The organism is Hyunsoonleella pacifica (genome assembly GCF_004310335.1).
Lineage (GTDB): Bacteria > Bacteroidota > Bacteroidia > Flavobacteriales > Flavobacteriaceae > Jejuia > Jejuia pacifica.
The window spans coordinates 52,526-73,322 of sequence record NZ_SIRS01000002.1 but is presented as its reverse complement, the minus strand read 5'-3'; the positions used below and the strand labels follow the sequence as shown (position 1 = coordinate 73,322).

The 20,797-nt window shown below is 33.0% G+C and carries 20 protein-coding genes; 16 read left to right on the top strand and 4 right to left on the bottom strand.

All coding sequences use genetic code 11. The features are described from left to right. Positions 1 to 17: 17 nt before the first annotated feature. The 3 genes from EYD46_RS03740 to EYD46_RS03730 all read right to left on the bottom strand — a co-directional run bounded on the left by EYD46_RS03740 (position 18) and on the right by EYD46_RS03730 (position 3,846). The gene (locus tag EYD46_RS03740) at positions 18 to 578 is read right to left on the bottom strand and encodes a DUF922 domain-containing protein (protein WP_165454331.1); all 561 of its coding nucleotides are present in this window, start codon (positions 576 to 578) and stop codon (positions 18 to 20) included. A 119-nt stretch (positions 579 to 697) separates the two neighbouring features. Continuing rightward, a complete protein-coding gene (gene lpdA, locus EYD46_RS03735) occupies positions 698 to 2,098 on the bottom strand; it encodes a dihydrolipoyl dehydrogenase (protein ID WP_130935730.1) in 1,401 nt (466 codons plus the stop codon). A 149-nt stretch (positions 2,099 to 2,247) separates the two neighbouring features. Then, complete coding sequence (locus tag EYD46_RS03730) at positions 2,248 to 3,846, bottom strand: S41 family peptidase (protein WP_130935729.1); 1,599 nt, start codon at positions 3,844 to 3,846, stop codon at positions 2,248 to 2,250. 171 nt (positions 3,847 to 4,017) lie between these two features. Here EYD46_RS03730 and smpB point away from each other — a divergent pair, with 171 nt between their 5' ends. The 7 genes from smpB (at position 4,018) to EYD46_RS03695 (ending at position 9,998) form a co-directional block, all read left to right on the top strand. Then, a complete protein-coding gene (gene smpB, locus EYD46_RS03725; RefSeq protein ID WP_130935728.1) occupies positions 4,018 to 4,476 on the top strand; it encodes an SsrA-binding protein SmpB in 459 nt (152 codons plus the stop codon). A 171-nt stretch (positions 4,477 to 4,647) separates the two neighbouring features. Continuing rightward, on the top strand, positions 4,648 to 5,193 hold the full coding sequence (locus tag EYD46_RS03720; RefSeq protein WP_130935727.1) for a hypothetical protein: 546 nt from the start codon (positions 4,648 to 4,650) through the stop codon (positions 5,191 to 5,193). 1 nt (position 5,194) lies between these two features. After that, the gene (locus EYD46_RS03715; protein ID WP_130935726.1) at positions 5,195 to 7,009 is read left to right on the top strand and encodes a Xaa-Pro dipeptidyl-peptidase; all 1,815 of its coding nucleotides are present in this window, start codon (positions 5,195 to 5,197) and stop codon (positions 7,007 to 7,009) included. A gap of 25 nt (positions 7,010 to 7,034) precedes the next feature. Beyond that, entirely contained in the window at positions 7,035 to 7,583 is a 549-nt protein-coding gene (locus EYD46_RS03710; RefSeq protein WP_130935725.1) for a pyridoxamine 5'-phosphate oxidase family protein, read from the top strand. A gap of 57 nt (positions 7,584 to 7,640) precedes the next feature. Continuing rightward, positions 7,641 to 7,949, top strand: a complete 309-nt coding sequence (locus EYD46_RS03705) for a GIY-YIG nuclease family protein (protein ID WP_130935724.1) — start codon at positions 7,641 to 7,643, stop codon at positions 7,947 to 7,949. 53 nt (positions 7,950 to 8,002) lie between these two features. Continuing rightward, complete coding sequence (locus tag EYD46_RS03700; protein WP_130935723.1) at positions 8,003 to 8,611, top strand: methyltransferase domain-containing protein; 609 nt, start codon at positions 8,003 to 8,005, stop codon at positions 8,609 to 8,611. Positions 8,612 to 8,648: 37 nt separating this feature from the next. Next, positions 8,649 to 9,998, top strand: a complete 1,350-nt coding sequence (locus tag EYD46_RS03695; RefSeq protein ID WP_130935722.1) for a hypothetical protein — start codon at positions 8,649 to 8,651, stop codon at positions 9,996 to 9,998. Between the two features lie 19 nt (positions 9,999 to 10,017). Here EYD46_RS03695 and EYD46_RS03690 read toward each other — a convergent pair whose 3' ends face one another. Continuing rightward, the gene (locus EYD46_RS03690) at positions 10,018 to 10,662 is read right to left on the bottom strand and encodes a protein-L-isoaspartate(D-aspartate) O-methyltransferase (protein ID WP_130935721.1); all 645 of its coding nucleotides are present in this window, start codon (positions 10,660 to 10,662) and stop codon (positions 10,018 to 10,020) included. A 336-nt stretch (positions 10,663 to 10,998) separates the two neighbouring features. Between EYD46_RS03690 and EYD46_RS03685 the strand changes: the two genes are divergently transcribed. The 9 genes from EYD46_RS03685 (at position 10,999) to argE (ending at position 20,794) form a co-directional block, all read left to right on the top strand. Further along, the gene (locus EYD46_RS03685; protein ID WP_130935720.1) at positions 10,999 to 11,958 is read left to right on the top strand and encodes a Gfo/Idh/MocA family protein; all 960 of its coding nucleotides are present in this window, start codon (positions 10,999 to 11,001) and stop codon (positions 11,956 to 11,958) included. 83 nt (positions 11,959 to 12,041) lie between these two features. Then, positions 12,042 to 12,935: a 3-hydroxyacyl-CoA dehydrogenase family protein gene (locus EYD46_RS03680; protein WP_130935719.1), complete on the top strand. Its 894-nt coding sequence runs from the start codon at positions 12,042 to 12,044 to the stop codon at positions 12,933 to 12,935. Between the two features lie 6 nt (positions 12,936 to 12,941). Then, positions 12,942 to 13,562: a M23 family metallopeptidase gene (locus EYD46_RS03675; RefSeq protein WP_130935718.1), complete on the top strand. Its 621-nt coding sequence runs from the start codon at positions 12,942 to 12,944 to the stop codon at positions 13,560 to 13,562. A gap of 57 nt (positions 13,563 to 13,619) precedes the next feature. After that, the gene (locus tag EYD46_RS03670) at positions 13,620 to 14,294 is read left to right on the top strand and encodes a YggS family pyridoxal phosphate-dependent enzyme (protein WP_130935717.1); all 675 of its coding nucleotides are present in this window, start codon (positions 13,620 to 13,622) and stop codon (positions 14,292 to 14,294) included. A 21-nt stretch (positions 14,295 to 14,315) separates the two neighbouring features. After that, positions 14,316 to 15,686 (top strand): exonuclease domain-containing protein, encoded by a 1,371-nt coding sequence (locus tag EYD46_RS03665; RefSeq protein ID WP_130935716.1) that lies wholly within the window; start codon positions 14,316 to 14,318, stop codon positions 15,684 to 15,686. Then, entirely contained in the window at positions 15,683 to 17,656 is a 1,974-nt protein-coding gene (locus EYD46_RS03660) for a DUF3857 domain-containing protein (RefSeq protein ID WP_130935715.1), read from the top strand. The genes EYD46_RS03665 and EYD46_RS03660 overlap by 4 nt, the downstream gene beginning before the upstream one ends. A gap of 21 nt (positions 17,657 to 17,677) precedes the next feature. Next, positions 17,678 to 18,529, top strand: a complete 852-nt coding sequence (locus EYD46_RS03655) for an ion transporter (protein WP_130935714.1) — start codon at positions 17,678 to 17,680, stop codon at positions 18,527 to 18,529. A gap of 184 nt (positions 18,530 to 18,713) precedes the next feature. Further along, complete coding sequence (gene miaA, locus EYD46_RS03650; RefSeq protein WP_130935713.1) at positions 18,714 to 19,622, top strand: tRNA (adenosine(37)-N6)-dimethylallyltransferase MiaA; 909 nt, start codon at positions 18,714 to 18,716, stop codon at positions 19,620 to 19,622. Next, positions 19,619 to 20,794, top strand: coding sequence for an acetylornithine deacetylase (argE, locus tag EYD46_RS03645; RefSeq protein WP_130935712.1), 1,176 nt, complete (start codon positions 19,619 to 19,621; stop codon positions 20,792 to 20,794). Before miaA ends, argE begins: the two co-directional genes overlap by 4 nt. Positions 20,795 to 20,797: the final 3 nt, after the last annotated feature.

The following is a 20,797-nucleotide window of genomic DNA, read 5'->3' as shown; positions in this document are numbered from 1 at the left end:
GTTAAACAAGACCTATTCTATTTATATGCCTCAAGTTTTTTTAATTCTACTTTTATTAATTCTTCCCAGTATTTCTGACTTCTTTTATCTCTACCGTGCTGAGTTTCTTCATCATATTGTTCTTGCCTCTTTTTGTATTCAATTTTAACTGCATTCAAAGTTTGTAATATTTCTTCTTCTGAAAAAGAAGTTTCTATTTCTTTCACAACCATTCTTATTTTTCTTGCATATAATTCAGTTATATCAAAATGTAATTGTTCATGCTCTAAAAGAGCATCTGATTTATCATCAAATATTACCCAACTTTCATACATACTAAACACTGCTTTTATAGAAAGTTTACCATTTTTAAACGGATTAGGATATGCTCCTTTGAAGTGTATTGATGAAGTTGTTATCGCTATAGATTCTGGAAATTTTATAGTATCAGGTATACCTCTAAAATCTTCCCAACTAAGTTTTCTATTAGACGACCATTCTATTTCTGTAAAACTTTGTTTATGAAGTTTAGTATTTTTAATTTTCAACAAATCTTTTTCTATAAAATACCCTTCTACAATGCTTTCTGAAAATTTCATTTTTGTAGAAGACAACAACATTTCTAAAAAGATAATAAGTAGTAAAATATTTTTCATTAAAACAAAAAAGCAACCTTAGAAGGTTGCTCTTGTATTTATTTATTACAATACATAGTTATCTATATATGTAAAGCCCTATCCTCAGTAGCTGCTAAAGCGGCTTCTTTAATGGCTTCAGTAAACGTTGGATGCGCATGAGACATACGAGATATATCTTCTGCACTAGCACGATATTCCATAGCTACTACTGCTTCTGCTATCATATCTGCAGCTCTGGCACCTATCATGTGTACCCCTAAAATTTCATCAGTAGTTTTATCTGCTAAAATCTTTACAAACCCATCTAAATCCATACTAGCACGACTTCTACCTAAGGCTCGCATTGGGAAAGAACCTGATTTATATGCAATACCTGCTTCTTTAAGTTCCTCCTCTGTTTTTCCAACAGCTGCTACTTCTGGCCATGTATATACTACTCCAGGAATTAAATTATAATCTATATGTGGTTTTTGTCCTGCAATGGTTTCAGCTACAAACACACCTTCTTCTTCTGCCTTATGTGCTAACATGGCGCCTTTAACTACATCGCCAATAGCATAAATATTTGAAGCAGATGTTTGTAAATGGGCATCTACCTCTACTCTACCTCTATCATCTAACTTTACACCTGCAGCTTCAGCATTTAATCCATTTGTATATGGACTTCTACCAACAGAAACTAAACAGTAATCGCCTTTAAATTCTACTTCTTCTCCTTTTTTATTATCTGCTTTTACAATAACCTCATCGCCCTTACGCTCCACAGATTTTACCTTGTGAGACACTTGCATTTTGAATTTTGCCTTCTTGAATACTTTATTCAATTCCTTAGAAAGTCCTGCATCCATAGTTGGAATTATTCTATCCATATACTCAACTACAGTAACTTCAGCTCCAAGTCTTTTATATACTTGCCCTAATTCTAATCCTATTACACCTCCACCAATTATAATTAAATGTTTAGGAATCTCCTTCAACTTTAAGGCTTCTGTGGATGTAATGATACGTTCTTTATCTATTTCTATAAAAGGTAATGTAGAAGGTTTACTTCCTGTTGCTATTATCGTTTTTTTAGCTTCAATTTCAATAGTTTCTTCGCCTTCTATAGTTATATGTGTAGCGTCTTTAAAACTCCCTAGACCATGATATACATCAATTTCATTCTTTTTCATTAAGAAATCGATACCTCCAGTGGTTTGATCTACTACAGACTGCTTTCGTGCAATCATCTTTTCTAAATTTACCTTAACATCTCCAGGAATTTCAATACCGTGTTCTTCAAAATGTTTTACAGCATCTTCATAATGATGCGAAGAATCTAAAAGCGCCTTACTTGGTATACAACCTACATTTAAACATGTACCACCTAGAGTACTATATTTTTCGATAATAGCAGTTTTCATGCCTAATTGTGCGCAACGGATTGCTGCTACATATCCTCCTGGTCCCGAGCCTATTACAGCTACATCGTATGAGTTCATATAAAAATTTTGAATATTAATTTAAAACGAATATCAAAAATACGAATGTTTTATGTTTACACCATAAAAAAAATGTGTTATCAAAGTAGAAATATGATACGTTAAATTTTCATCTTATATTTTAACAAAAACACAATGACAGTTACTATCTACCTATTTTTTTCTATATCTTGAAGTATCCAATCCAACTCTGGATCTCTTAGCTGTTGCATCTCTTCTACTGTAGGTAAGATTTCAATATCTGGTTTTATGCCATAACCATCGGGATTATGCTTGTAAGGCGCTTCAATTTGCATTAACCCAATTCTAGTAACCAATTTAGAGTTAGGTAATTCGTAGAGTTTATAAAAGCCCGCTACGGTTCCATTATATGCCCCACCTGTTTCCTCTCCTACAAAAGTAGCTCGTTTTGTAGCATGTAAATTTGTTGAAATTATGGAAGAGGCAGAAAATGAATTACCATTAATTAACACATATACTTTTCCTTTAAAGTTTAATGGGTTGGGTTGTTCTGGTTTAGCATATTTAAATTTGTAATACAATTTATCATCCTTCTTTTTTACTCTAAGTAGGTTCTGAACAATTAAAATAGGAGAGAATACACCAGATAGTACCTTAAGCCCCGTTGGTGTAGTGTTACTCATTATTGATTTTAAAACAGGAAGTCTACTATTTACTTCGCTTTCTGTAATAAACTGAAATTCCTTATCGGTTAAGTAAGAATATAAACGCTCTATTTCGGCAATACGCCCGCCTCCATTATCACGCAAATCTAAAATGAAGTGTTTTGCCTTTACTGAGTCTATTTTTTTAAAACTCTCCTCGTAAAACTTCTTGTAATTCCCATTTGAAAATCCTCGTATTTTCATGTAAGCAACAGTGCTATCTTCTCCAATAAACTTAAAATTTCTGGTATACTCCTTTGTTCTTGCAATGTATCCATGTTTTTTATTGAATGCCTTTCTTTTTTTAGCTACTGCTTTTAAACTATCCTTTTGCTGCTTAGTGAGCTTTTTAGGTTTAGGTACTTTGATACTATCTTTTTTCGTCGATGTAGAATCAGTTTTTTTCTTTTTCTTTTTTGGCACACGCTTAAATACCTTAGAAAAGGTAGAATCTTTGGTTTTAAACGTCACTTTCAAGCTATCTAAAAACCCTTTATCCCTTACATAAAAAGCTTTAAAACCTTTGCTTACAAACCTATCAAAAAGTGTGGTATTAAATCCATCCGAAGCAAAACGTGTTTTGTAAGTTTCAACTAATTCTGGTGCAGATTCTCCAGCTATATTTAAAACTTCTGCTCCAACAAAAGTTGAATCTTTACCAATAGTACGTTTTACATAAAGCTTGCTATCTCTGTAATCAAAATCCAAATCGTAAAACTCAAATTTCTTCTCTTTTAAAACCTTACGTTCTTTTCTTGTAAACTGCTTCCCTTGTGGACGGATAGATACATGTCCTTGCCTAACATTAGTTAAAACTGGAGCTAGTTTTTTATAAAAATCACGTGAGTTTATGGGTGTTTTGATAGATGTTTTTAAGCTATCAAACTTAAAATCCATGATGTCTCTTGGTGTGTATTGATATAGCTTAGGGTGGTGTTTCTTTAGTTGATGATACAACTTATCTACATCTTCTTTTAAATCATCAACCGCATGTAATTTGGTAATCTGTACGTTGTGCTTTTTAATACTTGCACAGGATGACACAATTGTAGCCAAAACAATAATTCGTAAAAATCTCTTCATATTAAATAAACGCTATTATGCTAAAATACTAGCATTTACATGGATTAAAAAAACGATTAGTCTTTATTTAACGTTTTTTACATCTTAACCCTTACCTTGATTTAGAGGTTTATAATATAAAGCAATGCATTAAAGGGCTTGCTTTACGGGAATTTATGTAGTTTTGCTCCCATGCAAAAAACGGTAAACATACTGAATAGAAAAGCACGTTTTCAATATGAGATATTGGATAAATATACTGCTGGCATTGTGTTAACCGGTACCGAAATAAAATCTATAAGAAGTGGTAAGGCTTCTATTGCAGAAAGTTTCTGTGAGTTTAATGAGCGTGGAGAGCTTTTTGTAGTAAACATGACTGTTGAAGAGTATGCCTTTGGCAATTACTACAACCATAAACCTAAAGCTACTAGAAAACTACTTTTAAATAAACGTGAGTTAAAAAAACTAGAAAAAGAAGTTAAAAACTCTGGGCTTACCATTATACCGCTACGTTTATTTATAAATGATAAAGGTTTGGCTAAACTTGATATTGCTTTAGCAAGAGGTAAAAAACTATACGATAAACGCGAAACCATAAAGGATAGAGACAATAAGCGTAATCTGGATAGAATCAAGAAAATCTACAAGTAGCCCTCCTTTTTAAATTCATAACACATAAACGCTTACTGTAGCATATCTGCAGTAAATCTTCTAATATCCAATTGATACAAGAACTCTAATACCATAATAATTTTATGATGACATTAACCATTTATAGGTTTCTAATTCATTATTTTGCATCGTATTTTACATCAATTAAAAATGAGAACGTTAACACTTATCCTACTATCATACTGTTTAACAATTGCAGTACAGGCACAGAAAAAATCTGAAAAAAAAGAATTCGTAATCGACAGTTCTACAGTACGTACACTTGATAAAACCATAAAAACACTCTACCAAGTTATTTCTGCTGAAAAGGAAGAAGAACGCAATTGGAAACAATTTAAGTTTTTGTTCTATCCGGGTGCCAAATTAATTCCTACTGGCATGAATCAGGATGATGTTTATAAAGCCAAATATTTAACTCCTCAAGATTACATTAACAATTCTAAAAAGTGGTTAAAAATGAATGGTTTTATTGAAAAAGAAATCAATAGAAAAGTAAATACCTTTGGAAATATAGCCCATGTATTTAGCACTTACGAATGCTATCATAGTAAAGATGACAAGGAACCCTTTATGCGTGGTATAAATAGTATTCAGCTTATAAACGATGAAAACCGTTGGTGGATTGCAAACATTTTTTGGGCCCAAGAAACCGAAGACAATTTAATTCCTAAAAAATACCTTCCAATAAAGAAATAATATGAAACATTTATCAAGATATAGTTTTAGTGTATTGGCTTTTGTACTGGCTTATACAGTAATAGCACAAGAATCAAAACCAGTTTTCAAAGATGGAGAGGCTCAAATAGTTGAAGCTTTTAATACACCTGAACAATGGATTAGACATGATGTATTTGTTGAAACAGAATTTGATTCTGATGGCGATGGCAAATTAGATAGAATGCATGTAGATGTAACACGCCCTTACCAAACCGATACCGAAGGTTTAAAACTACCTGTAATTTATGAGTCGAGTCCATATTATGCAGGCGTTGCACCTGATGTAGATGGTGTATTTTGGGATGTTAAACATGAATTGGGAGAAATGGGACCCGAACGTGTACACCCTGAAGTAACACGCCTTGGCAAACGCCCAATAATATCAAATTCACAAATTAAAACCTGGGTGCCAAGAGGTTATATTGTTGTACATTCCTCATCTCCCGGTACAGGGCTATCTCAGGGTTCCCCAACAGTTGGTGGCGATAACGAATCTTTGGCACCTAAAGCGGTAATCGACTGGCTAAATGGTCGTGCTAAAGGTTACACAGAACCTTATGGTAATGAAGAAGTAAAAGCCTTTTGGAGTACTGGCAAAGTAGGTATGACAGGAACATCCTATAATGGCACTATACCGCTTGCTGCTGCAACTACTGGAGTTGACGGATTAGAAGTTATAATTCCTGTGGCACCAAATACTTCCTATTATCATTATTATAGAAGTAATGGTTTAGTACGTTCTCCAGGTGGTTACCTTGGTGAAGACATTGATGTGTTATACGATTATATCCATAGTGGCGATGAAACCAAACGCGCCTCAAACAATAAAAGAGTAAGAGATACCGAAATGAAAAACGGTATGGACAGGATTACTGGAGATTATAACGATTTCTGGGCTGGAAGAGATTATTTAAATGATATGGCTCCCATGAAAGCCGCCATGTTAATGTCTCACGGGTTTAATGATTGGAATGTGATGCCAGAACATAGTTACAGAATATATAAAAAGGCTAAGGAAATGGGATTGGAAACGGCTATTTATTACCATCAATACGGACATGGAGGCCCTCCTCCCGTATCTATGATGAATGCATGGTTTACACACTATTTACATGGTATTGATAATAATATAGAAAACAAGCCTAATAAAGCATTCATTGTTCGTGAAGACGATAATATGAAAGACCCAACGTCCTATCCAGATTATCCAAATCCAAAGTCTAAAGATGTAACACTATACCTAACAAGTGGTGCTCCTAAAGCTGGAGGTTTAAAACTAACCACTCCAAAACAGCAGAATACTGAAACACTAATAGACAATTATTCTTTTAGCGGCGAAGCATTAGCCAAAGCTGAACTAACACAACACAGGCTGCTCTACGTTACACCCAAACTTAGTAAAGATATACATATTTCTGGTGTGCCAAAAATTACAGTAACTTTAGCTAGTAGTAAACCTGCAGCCAATTTATCGGTTTGGTTAGTATCGTTACCATGGAATGAAGGTAGACGTGCTAAAATAACTGATAACATTATCACACGTGGATGGGCAGATCCTCAAAACTATAAATCGTTGACCAAAAGCAAACCTTTAAAACCTGGTAAATTTCACACTGTTAGTTTTGATTTACAACCGGATGATCAAATTATAAAAGCTGGTCAACAAATTGGACTACTAATTTTTTCAAGTGATAAAGCATATACTTTACACCCAGAACCTGGAACTGAATTAACTGTAGATTTAGATAAAACAAAGCTTACTTTACCTGTTGTTAATGGACTTGAAACATTCTAATAATCAGTTTGAAAAATAAAAATTTATGGCAAAATTTTTTACCGAAATCACATCAAAACTTCAAACATTTATTGAAGCACAGCATATATTTTTTGTAGCTACTGCTGCTGCAGATGGTAGAATAAATTTATCGCCAAAAGGATTAGCCGATAGTTTTAAAGTTACAGATAAAAATACCGTGCTTTGGCTAAACCTAACTGGTAGTGGCAATGAAACTGCTGCACATATATTAGAAAATAACAGAATGACCATAATGTTTTGTTCTTTTGAAGCTAAGCCTCTTATTCTTAGGCTATATGGAAGTGCCAAGGTATATCATGAAAGGGATGCTGAATTTCAAAACAACAAGCATCATTTCCCAGAAATTCCAGGAACGAGACAAATTGTAGAGATGAAAGTTGAAAGCGTACAAACCTCTTGTGGATTTGCAGTGCCGTTTATGGATTTTAAAGAAGAGCGTCAACAACTAAATGCATGGGCAGAAAAACAGGGAAAAGAAAGGATTGAAAACTATTGGAAAGAAAAAAACACCAAAAGTATTGATGGTTTAGAAACTAAGATTTTTGAAAAGTAACTTGTGTCTTGTCATGCTGAATTTATTTCAGCATCTCAATACTCCTGTATCAAAATAATGGCTAAACGCGCTTATCATAATTATTGGGTTTACATACTAACCAACCGACCTAATGGCACTTTATACATTGGAGTAACTGGAGGTTTAGACGATAGAATGGAAAGGCATATTGCAGGAGAAGGAAATTCTTTTTCTGCTAAGTACAAATTAAAACGACTAGTATATTTTGAAGAGTTTCAGTTTATAAACGATGTAATTAAAAGAGAAAAACAATTGAAAAATTGGCATAGGCAATGGAAGATAAATTTAATTGAAAAAGAAAATCCAAATTGGGATGATTTGTGGGATCCAATAAGATTTAATTAGTTATAAGATCCTGAAACAAGTTCAGGATGACAAACCATCTTTAAATTTTTACTATGCAAAGAGACAATAAAAACCCCATAGAAAACTACTGGTCTAAACGTTACAAAGAACAAAACACTGGTTGGGATATAGGGATGACTTCCACTCCATTAAAAACTTATATCGACCAACTAGAAAATAAAAATTTAAAAATTTTAATCCCAGGAGCAGGTAATGCCTATGAAGCTGAATACCTTTTTAAAAATAGGTTTAATAATGTTTACATTTTAGACATTGCCAAAGCTCCTTTAGAGGCATTTCAAAAAAGAGTTCCAAATTTCCCTTCTAAACACATAATACAAGGTAACTTCTTTGATCATAAAAATAAATACGATTTAATTCTGGAACAAACATTTTTCTGTTCATTTCCTCCTCTTCCTGAAACGAGAAAAGCTTGTGCAGAAAAAATGGTCAACCTATTAAAACCTAAAGGAAAATTAGTTGGTCTCTGGTTTAATTTCCCTTTAACAAGCGATATGGAAAAGCGGCCGTTTGGTGGTTCAAAAGAAGAATACTTAAATTATTTTAAGCCTTATTTCAATATTAAAACTTTTGAAAAATGCTACAATTCTATTCCTCCTAGAATGGGTAATGAATTATTTGGAATTTTTGAAAAACAATAATTGTTGTACTTTGCAGATGTTATTTTAATAATACCCCATGCACCTAAAACCTACTTATGCTATAACGCTTATTGCGTTATACTTTCTTGTGAATTCATGCTCAACAAGTGAAGAAATCGTTGATACTGAAAAAGAAACTGTAATAGAACCTGAAACATTCGAAATCTATTCCAGTACACTGTACCCCAACACACCAACTGATGTCATACCAGAAACGGCACAACGATATATTGGCGGTCTAAATGCTAGCGATGAGAATAACGGGTCACAAAACGCGCCTTGGGCTACTTTTGATAAAGCATTACGAGAACTCTGTAAATCTAAAACTTGGTATTGTCTTAATTTTTTATCTGATGTAACCGTAAATGATTTTATAGACACAAAGTTTTACGGATCAGGTCCCGGAACACTAGAACAGTTTGTCTATATAAGAAGTGCTTCTTTTCTAGAACAACCAGCAACACTTACTCTTAATGCAAGATTGGAAATTGACGGCCAACAATATTGGCTATGGCACAACTTCAACATTAAAGGAAATGAAGGCATAAATTTAGGACAAGACAGACCAACAAACTATCATACTTTTAGAAATATAGTAGGTAATATAACAGGGAGTGGTGGAGATAATCACGGTACATTTCAAGCATTAAACTATAATGCCAATTATTTTGGCGTTTTTAATTGTAATCTTACTGGACCAGGGATTCAAAATGTTCATGGGAACACCGCTAACATTATATTTTTTGGTTTAACGCATGCTAGAATAGAAAACAATATATTTACCAATACGCCAAGGCCATTATATTTTAAACACTCCAATCGAGCAGTATATGGTAAAGCAAACATACACATACGCAATAATTACCAGCCTGAAACTAGTGTTGGAGAATCTTGCTTTATAGCTGGCAGAGCCCAAGGAGGCATCTTAGAAATTTCTAATAACATTTTTGAAAGCCCTGTTGAGATATCTAATGGTGGAGGCTCAGAGCAACCCGAAGGTCATTTTATTAGCCATAATACATTCGTTTCAGATCTAAAATTAAAAAATGGCAATGATCCTGTTATTAATGCCACTCTAACAAACAATATAATATTGGGTAATTTAGAATTACTTCGTTATGGAAATCATATCAACACAAACACTTCAGATTACACACTTATTAATGGCAACATATACTATCAAGATAAAATGTTCAACTTGGAACAATGGCAACAAAACGCTGTTCCTAGTGGACAAGATTTAAATTCAATACATGGATTTCCTAGTTTTGTTACACAATCCAATGCTGTATTAAGTTATACATTGGCAGAAGAATCTCTTGGCAAAAATGCTGCTAGTGACGCTACAGATATTGGTGCAAACACAACATTTGTAGGCAACAAATAAATTTAGAAAACACATTACTTTAATTCCTATCCTCCAACAAAGGCACAAAACGAAATTCACCTAATTCATGCTTTTCAAACTCCTTTGTCCCTTTTCTAATAAAAAGCGTCATAACTTGTACATCACCTCCAACGGGAATAACTAAACGCCCGCCGTCCTCTTTTAACTGACTTAATAAGGGTTTTGGAACAAATGGTGCTCCTGCTGTTACAATGATACTATCAAAAGGAGCTTCTCCAGGTAAGCCTTTATACCCATCTCCAAAAATTAACTTTTTAGCCCTGTAACCTAATTTTGGCAAAAACTTGCTTGTCTTTTTAAAAAGTTCTTGTTGGCGTTCTATACTATATACCTTGGCTCCTAATAAACACAACACCGCAGTTTGGTAACCACTTCCTGTACCTATCTCTAATATCTTATCTCCTGAGGAGATTTGTAATAATTCTGTTTGAAATGCTACTGTGTAGGGTTGAGAAATCGTTTGGTCTGCAGCAATAGGAAAAGCCTTATCTTGGTAAGCATGATCTAAAAAACCAGAGTCCATAAATAAATGTCTTGGTATTTTTCCAATCGCTTTCAATACCTTTTCGTTCTGTATTCCTTTGGCTTTTACCGTGCTAACCAATTGCTGGCGCATGCCCTGGTGTTTAAATGTGTCTTTCAATTCTTGGGAGGTTAATCATGCTAAAATAAAAGAATTTCTTCAAAAGAACTATCAAAGAAAATAGAGATTTCTAGTATTAGGCTTTTAGAATAATAGAAATTATTTCATTTAAATTTCAGATGTCTCGGAAATGACAATTTCAAATGAAACTTAGCTGCAATACGGCTAGAAATTATTCTTGTAATTACACAAACAATTTTAAGTGAAAAACAATTTTGACAGAATTTAAATTTAGTATCTTTAAAGTGTGAAAAACTTAAGGTTTTCTTTTAAAATTTTAGTGGTTTTTCCATGTAATTTAAATACTAAAAAAAGCTTTAATACCAAGATAAAATTATGCTAAAAGCTGGGGTTTTAGGTGCTGGACATCTAGGGAAAATTCATTTAAGACTTTTAAAACAATCTAATAAATATGACTTAATTGGGTTTTATGACGCCGATACTGCAACTGCTGAAGAAGTAGCTCGCGAATTTGGCTATAAATTATTTGACTCTATTGATGATTTAATAGATGCGGTTGATGTTGTAGATATTGTTACACCTACACTGTCGCATCATGACTGCGCTATAAAAGCCATTACAAAAGGTAAGCATATTTTTATTGAAAAACCCATTACAAATACTGTTGCCGAAGCTGAAGACCTGAGAGCTTTGGTAGCGCTCCATAAAGTAAAAGGGCAAGTAGGCCATGTAGAACGTTTTAACCCTGCATTTTTAGCTGTTAAAGACGATATTAAAACTCCTATGTTTATTGAAACACATCGTTTGGCAGAATTTAACCCTCGCGGAACAGATGTACCTGTAGTATTAGATTTAATGATACATGATATCGATATCATTTTAAGTATAGTAAAATCTGAAGTAAAACATATATCAGCAAGTGGTGTTGCTGTAATTAGCGATACACCAGATATTGCCAATGCTAGAATTGAGTTTAAAAACGGGTGTGTAGCCAATTTAACCGCCAGCAGAATATCATTAAAGAAGATGCGTAAAGGCAGATTTTTTCAAAAAGATGCCTACATTTCAGTGGACTTTTTAGAAAAAAAATGTGAAGTCGTAAAAATGAAAGATGCTCCTGAAAATCCAGGCGATTTTGATATGATTTTACAAAATGCTGAAGGTATCAAAAAGCAAATTTATTTTGATAACCCTAAAATTCCTGATGTGAATTCTATTCTAATGGAATTAGAAACTTTTGCTGAAGCTATAAATAATAATACCACACCTGTAGTAACCTTACACGATGGTACTGAAGCGTTACGAGTAGCTAATATGATTATTAATCAGTTTTAAAAGCCCTATCAACCTCGCTATAAGGGCGGAATTTCACTCCTACGGAAAGCTTAGAGTGAGATTAAAACTCTAATAAAAATAATATGAAACATATCGCAGTAATAGGTGCTGGAACTATGGGAAACGGTATTGCCCATGTTTTTGCTCAAAACGGGTTTAAAGTACAACTTATTGATGTTAGTCAAGAGGCTTTAGAAAAAGGTTTACAAACCATTACTAAGAATCTAGACAGAATGGTTGCCAAAGAAAAAATTACCAATGCTACCAAAAATACCACGCTAGATAATATATCAGGTTTCACTTCTATTAAAGAAGGGGTTAGCAAAGCTGAATTAGTAGTTGAAGCCGCCACTGAAAACTTAGATTTAAAGCTTAAAATATTTAAAGATTTAGATGCGTTTTGTACTGCATCTACAATTCTGGCGACCAATACATCTTCTATTTCTATTACCCAAATAGCAGCAGTAACTTCTAGACCAGACCATGTTATTGGAATGCACTTTATGAACCCAGTACCAATAATGAAATTAGTAGAAATTATTAGAGGTTATAATACCAGTGATAAAGTTACTAATACTATTATGAATCTGTCTAAAATATTAAATAAAGTACCTGTGGAAGTTAATGATTACCCGGGGTTTGTAGCTAATCGTATTTTAATGCCAATGCTTAATGAAGCTATTGAAACGCTATACAACGGTGTTGCAGGAGTCTCAGAAATTGATACAGTTATGAAATTAGGAATGGCACACCCTATGGGACCTTTGCAATTAGCCGATTTTATTGGTTTAGATGTATTCCTTTCAATATTAAACGTTATGTATAACGGATTTAAAAACCCAAAATATGCACCATGTCCACTACTAGTTAATATGGTTAATGCTGGTAAATTGGGTATAAAATCTGGAGAAGGGTTTTACGATTATTCTGAAAGTAGAAAGGCTGAAAAAGTATCTGGGCAATTCTTGAAAGGATAATACATTGTGAGACAATTTCTAATTTGTGTACTTCTATTCATTCTAATCTTTTCATGTAAAGAAAACAAACAAGATATACCTATTACAGATAATAATGAAACAACTAATTCTCATAAAGTAATAAAGAAAAAGTTTATTGATTTATTTAAATCTAATCAAAATCATATATCAAACGGATTTGATTTTCCTATTGGAAAGTTAGATACTTCTGGATATTATAATGCACAAAAATTCCAAGAAAACAATCATTTAGGAGAAGACTGGAATGGTGTTAGAGGTGGTAATTCCGATTTAGGAGATCCTATTTATGCTATTGCTAATGGATATGCAAACCAAGTAAAAGACTATGGAGGTGGTTGGGGGAATGTGATAAGAATTATTCATCTACATAAAGGCCAATTATACGAATCCATTTATGCACACTGCGATACTACTTTAATTGAAGAAAGTAACTTTGTAAAAAAGGGAACAAAAATTGCAACTATAGGAAATTGTAATGGCATATACCTTGCGCATTTACATTTCGAAATAAGAGATTCCCTATTAATGGATATTGGTTCTGGATACTCTAATAAAACTAAAGGTTATTTAAACCCAACAAAATTCATTAATAAAAATCGAGAATAACCTAACTTTTTAAAGCCAAATGTTTGTAACTACTTTTAACTATTCTAATTTTGCGTGATGAGTATAAAAAACAATCTTCAAAATATAAAAGCATCTATACCTAATCATGTAACGCTTGTAGCTGTTTCAAAGACAAAACCTGTGAGTGCTATTTTAGAAGCATATAATGCAGGTCAACATGTTTTTGGCGAAAATAAAGTTCAAGAAATGGTCGAAAAGCATGAGCAAATGCCCAAAGATATTGAATGGCACATGATAGGGCATTTACAACGCAATAAAGTAAAGTATATGGCTAGTTTTGTCCATTTAATTCATGGTGTAGATAGCTTTAAACTTTTAAAAGAAATTAACAAGCAAGCCAAAAAACATGATAGAGTAATAGATTGTTTATTTCAAATTAAAATTGCTCAAGAGGTTTCTAAATTTGGTATATCAGCCCAAGAGGTTTCAAAAATCTTATCTTCTCAAGAGTTTTTAGAATTAAAAAACATCAATATTACTGGCTTGATGGGAATGGCAACTTTAACAAATGATGAAACTCAAATAAAACAAGAATTTAACTACTTAAAAAACGTTTTTGATAGCTTAAAATCACGTGAAACTTTTAATTTTAAGCCTGAAACTATAAGTATGGGTATGAGTGGGGATTACAAACTCGCTATTTCATGCGGAAGCACTATGATTCGTGTGGGAAGTAGTATTTTTGGAGCAAGAAATTACAATATCGGATAGATAAAACTAAACTTTTAACAAATCTACGCAGTATTAGACATAGAAACTACGGGAGGTAAATACAATGAAGAGGGTATTACAGAGATCGCTATCTATAAATTTGATGGTCATGAAGTTGTAGACCAGTTTATAAGCCTTGTAAATCCAGAACGCGACATACAACCTTTTGTAGTTAACCTCACAGGCATAAACAATAATATGCTGCGTAATGCCCCAAAGTTTTACGAAATTGCCAAACGCGTTGTTGAAATTACTGATGGATGTATTTTAGTAGCTCATAATGCGCAATTCGATTATCGTATTTTATCCACAGAATTTAGTCGGTTAGGGTTTGATTATGAAAGGGAATCGCTTTGCACTGTTGAACTTTCTAAATATTTAATTCCAGGGCAAGCCTCTTACAGCTTAGGAAAGCTAGTACGCGCTTTAGGAATACCTGTTGCTGACAGACATCGTGCTTCAGGAGATGCACAAGCTACAGTAAAGCTTTTTAAAATGCTTCTGGATAAAGATTCAGAAAAAAAAATTATACAAGATGCTGTAAGGCTTAACCCAAAACGCCAATTAGAACCTAGGCATTTAGATATAATTGCCAAGTTACCCTCTATAACTGGGGTTTATTATATTCATAAAGACGATGGAGAAATTATATATATTGGTAAAAGCAACAATATTAAAAAGCGCATCAATCAACATTTTACAAACACTAACCCTAAGTCAAAAAAAATTCAAACATTGGTGGCAGCTGTTACTTACGAAGCTACAGGTAGCGAGCTAGTTGCATTACTAAAAGAAAGTGAAGAAATTAAAAAAAATAAACCCGTTTTTAATCGTGCCTTAAAACGAAATAGTTTTACTCACGCGCTCTACAGTTTCTTAGACAATAATGGCTATCTAAATCTTTCTATCAATAAAGTAGACAAAACAAGAAAAGCTATAACCACATTTAGTAATTTACAAAGTGGAAAAAGCTTTATATCTAAAGCGATTAGCGAATATAATTTGTGCCAAAAACTAGTAGGAGAATATAAAACAACGTCAAGTTGTTTTAACTATGATATAAAAGAGTGCTTAGGCGCATGTGTTGGCGAAGAATCTGTAGAAATCTATAACAAACGTGTAGAGCTTTTAATTAGCAAAAACAGTTATAGTAATAAAAATATGGTAATAGTAGACAAAGGCAGAGATATAGATGAACGAAGTGCTATTTTAATAAAAAATGGTGTATTTCAAGGACTTGGGTTTTTCAATTTAAACTATCAAATTAACAATCTTGAAGTTTTAGAATCTATAATTACACCAATGCAAAACAACAGAGACACTCAACACATTATTCAAAGTTATTTAAGACGCAATAAAAAAGTGAAACAAATCATAATAGATCAGCAATGAAAAAAGCTATAATCCTTTTAATATTTAGTTTTAGTAACATATTACTATATGCTCAATCTAAAGATACAGAAAAAGATCCTGTCTACAGAGTCTCCTTAAGTGATTTAAAGTTAAATATTTATGAAAAAGATTCAACTGCAAACGCTCTAGTACTCTATGAATATGGAAAAAGTCATGTTGATAGAAATGATTATGATTTAAGAACCCACATTAAACGTAAGATTAAAATTTTTAACAAAGAAGGTTTTGATAATGCTAATGTTTCCATCTATTTATATAAAGGCAACAGCAATGATTATGAAAAAGTAGATGATATTTTTGGAGCTACCTATACGCTTGAAAATGGTAATGTAAAAACAACAAAATTAAAACCAGAAGACATTTATAGAGAGGAATATAACGAAAACTACACCATTGTAAAATTCACACTCCCAAACATTAAGGAAGGCGCTGTAATTACATATAGCTATAAACTACAGTCTCCTTATATGAGAAAGTATCATGGATGGGAGTTTCAAGACGATATACCAAAAAAACATAGTGAATATAATACAAGTATTCCAGCTAATTGGTTGTACCACATTAAACTCACTGGAGGCAAATCGCTAGCAACCAATGATGTAAGTCTAGAAAAAAAATGCTTAATAATGTATAGTGGCGCCAGTGCAGACTGTACTATTGCGAAATATGTCATGAAAGATATCCCTGCATTTATTGAAGAAGATTACATGACGGTAAAAGACGATTACCTTGCTAGAATAGACTATGAGTTAGAAACCTTCAAAGGAATGGATGGTAGAGTTGTAGATTACACGAAAACCTGGAGTGATGTAGACAAAGAATTAAGAACAGAAAAGGACATTGGAAAGCAATTAAAAAAATCTATCAATATTGAAGAACTGTTGCCTTTAGATTTGCAGAATGAAACTAACCTCTTAGAAAAAGCAAAAGGCATTTATAATTACGTGCAAACCAATTATACATGGGATGAGTCTTTTCATATTTTCAAAGACGTTTCAATTAAAAATATCTTAAAAAATAAATCTGGAAATGTTGGATCTATCAATATTTTACTGCATAATCTACTCAAAGAAAGTGGCATTGCGGTAAAGCCAGTATTTCTATCTACACGTGGTAATGGACTTGCTACAAAAATATATCCAGTAATTACAGATTTTAACTACCTTATTGTTCAAGCAACGATAGATGACAAAACTTATCTATTGGATGCGACTGATAAATATTTATCCTTTGGAGAAATACCATTTAGATGCCTCAATCAGTATGGGAGATTGGTTGATTTTAAAAAAGGGAGCACATGGATTGATATAAAACCCAAAGATAAATCATCAACACTTTATAGCCTTAAACTTCATTTTGATGATACAGAAAAGCTTTCAGGTTCTGTTAATACTAGAACAACAGGATATCACGCTTTAAGCTCCAGAAAATCATATTTCCCTAACCCAGACAGTTATGTTGATAGACTAGAAGACAGAAATAAAGATATTATGGTTTCAAATTATAACATAAAGAATTCAACAAAAACCAGTCCTCAATTTGCTGAAACTTACAGTATCGATTATGAAACTGAAAACATCTCAGAAACCATTTATTTAAACCCTTTTATATTTACTTACTTTAAAGAAAACCCATTCAAATTACAAGAGCGTACTTATCCTATAGATTTTGGATATAAAGACAATTATGTTTATATGCTTAATTTAGATTTAGGAGATGTTTATCAAGTTGCCGAACTACCTAAAAACACCAGATTAGCTTTACCCAATAAAACAGGTAACTTAAATTATGCTGTAAATGTAGTTGGCAATATCATAAATATGGTATTTAGCTTAAGTTTCAATAAAGCTGTATATGTGCCAGATTACTATCCTTACCTAAAAGAATTAATGAATCAAGTTGTAAATATCCAAAATAACTCACTAATCGTACTAAAAAAGAAATCATAAAACTTTAGTACTTTTGATACTATGAGTAAAACAGAATCTAACAATAATTGGAGACATAAACTTCATGATATTATCTATGAAGCAGATACCCGAGCAGGGAAAATCTTTGATGTTGTTTTATTCATAGCAATTATAGCTAGTATCATTTTTGTAATGCTGGAAAGCATTAAAAGTTTTGACGCTAAATACCATAAGTTTTTAAATATTGCAGAGTGGGTTATAACCATTTTATTTACCATAGAGTATATAGCTCGAATACTTACTGTAAAAAAGCCTTACAAATATATTTTTAGCTTTTATGGCATAATTGATTTTTTATCTACAATTCCAAAATATATTTCACTCCTGTTTGGTGGTATTCATGCCCTAGCTGCCCTAAGAGCACTTAGGTTATTACGTATTTTTAGAATATTAAAGTTAGCACGTTATTTAGGTGCTTCAAATTTATTGGCCTCAGCAATAAAATCAAGTAAAGCAAAAATTTCGGTATTTCTTTTTGCTGTGCTTATTTTATGTATCATTTTTGGTACCTTAATGTATCTCATAGAAGGAGAAGAAAGCGGTTTTACAAGTATTCCCGTAAGTGTGTATTGGTGTATAGTAACCCTAACCACAGTTGGTTTTGGTGATATTGCTCCAGTTACTCCGCTAGGCCAGTTTATAGCGGCCCTTATCATGATTTTAGGTTATGGCATAATAGCAGTTCCCACAGGAATAGTATCAGCAGAATATACAGCTCTAGGCAAAAAGAAAGACAATACACAAACACCACTCGTAAGTTTAAACTCCCAATCCTGCGAAAACTGTCTGGCTGAAGACCATAGGGATGGCGCAGAATATTGCTACAACTGTGGAGAAAAATTACATATTTAATTTTTGGGCGCAACCACAAGGGTCGGGCTATCACTAGTCGCTCCTCCTTAGGTCGGGAGCTCCAACATACAGTTCAATCCCTTGCGCAACAGTCAGCCAAAATCATTTTCAAATCCATAGTTTGGTGTAATTTATTTTAGGTAGTACCTTTACATTTCATTTTTTAAATCACTATTCAATAGAAATAAAACCTAAATATCTTATATCCATTGTTGGTCCCACAGCTATTGGTAAAACAGCTTTGAGTATTAAGCTGGCGCAGCATTTTAATACGGAAATAATCTCTGCCGATTCCCGTCAATTCTACAAAGAAATGCAAATAGGCACGGCAGCCCCCTCCACAAAAGAATTAGCAACTGCAAAACATCACTTTATTCATCATAAATCAATAAAAGACACTTATAATGTAGGTGCTTTCGAAAAAGATGCCATAACATGTTTAGACACGCTATTTAAAACTAAAGATATCATCATCATGGTTGGAGGCTCTGGCCTGTATGTTGATGCTATTACAAATGGATTAGATGATTTCCCTAAAACAGATCCATCAATAAGAGAGAACCTCAACACCCAACTAAAAGAACAAGGTTTAGAACACCTTCAACTTCAGCTAAAACAATTAGACGAAGCAAGTTATAAATCCATTGCCATAGATAATCCTCATCGTGTCATTCGTGCGTTAGAGGTTTGTATTGGTACAGGTAAACCTTATGCTTCATTTTTAAACAAGAAAAAGGATAAAAGACCATTTAAAACAATTCATATAGGATTAACAGCAGATAGAGAACTAATATATTCACGTATCAACCAACGTGTGGATATTATGATAAATGAAGGCTTATTAGATGAAGTTAAATCTTTAGCTAAATATAGTGATTTAAATGCCTTAAATACCGTAGGTTATAAAGAACTATTCAAATATTTTGATAATGAATGGACATTAGATTTAGCTATATCAGAAATTAAAAAAAACACAAGACGATTTGCTAAACGGCAACTCACTTGGTTCAGAAAAAATGAAGATATCATTTGGTTTAACTACAAGGACGATATCTCAAAAATAATTGAGGCAATAGAAATACACACAATATGACCACTGAAGATATATTAGCTAAACTCGTTTCTTTTCCTGTTTTGGGAGGAGATAGTAACTTATCCATTATCCAATGGATAAAAAACTATATTGAATCTTTTGGAATTACTTGTACTTTGGTTCCTAATAAAGAAAATACGAAAGCGTCATTACATTGTCGTATTGGTCCAGCAGAAGATGGTGGCATTATTCTATCCGGACATACAGATGTTGTTCCTGTTGAAGGACAAGATTGGGATACTCCCCCTTTTACACTTACCGATAAAAATGATGGGAAATTATATGGACGTGGCACATGCGACATGAAAGGGTTTTTGGCGTGTTGCTTAAGTATGCTTCCTAATTTAAAAGAAGCTAAACTTAAAAAACCTATCTATTTTGCATTCTCTTATGATGAAGAAATTGGCTGCTTATCTGCTCCTGAATTAGTTGCACATCTTAAAAATCATTATCCAGAAACACCAAAGTATGCTATAATTGGAGAACCCTCTTTATTACAACCCATTATTGGTCACAAAGGCATTTGTTTATATACCACCAGTGTAAATGGTTCTGCTGGGCATAGTAGTAGAATAAAACAAGAAGTAAGTGCTATACATGAAGCAGCAAAGTTAGTCCTGTGGTTAGAAGACAAAATGAATGCGTTTGTTAAACATGGAAATACTGATGAACGTTTTTCTCCACCATATTCCTCATTACATACAGGCATAATTCATGGAGGCATTGCCCCTAATGTTATTGCAGATAAAGCCTATATTTCATGGGATGCTAGGATGGTCCCTAATGATAGTTTAGATGAAGTTATTAAAGAGTTTAAATCGCATTGTAAAAATAGGATGCTAGAACTAAAGCCTATATTTCCAGATTTTAAAATTGAAACAGAAGAGATTCATCCTCCTGTGATACCTTTTGATAGCAAAGCTGACAGTGATATTGTAAAACTAATGTCAAAAATAAACTCTAATGAAAACATTGGCACAGTAGCCTATGCCTCAGAAGCAGGACAATACAACGAGGCTGGTTTACAAAGTATTATCTGTGGTCCTGGATCAATAAAACAAGCACATAGAGCCAATGAGTTTATTACAAAACAAGAATTGAAAAATTACGAGCAATTACTAAAAAACCTAATAGAATTATGTTCTTCGGATGATATAGATATACTGTTTTAAACC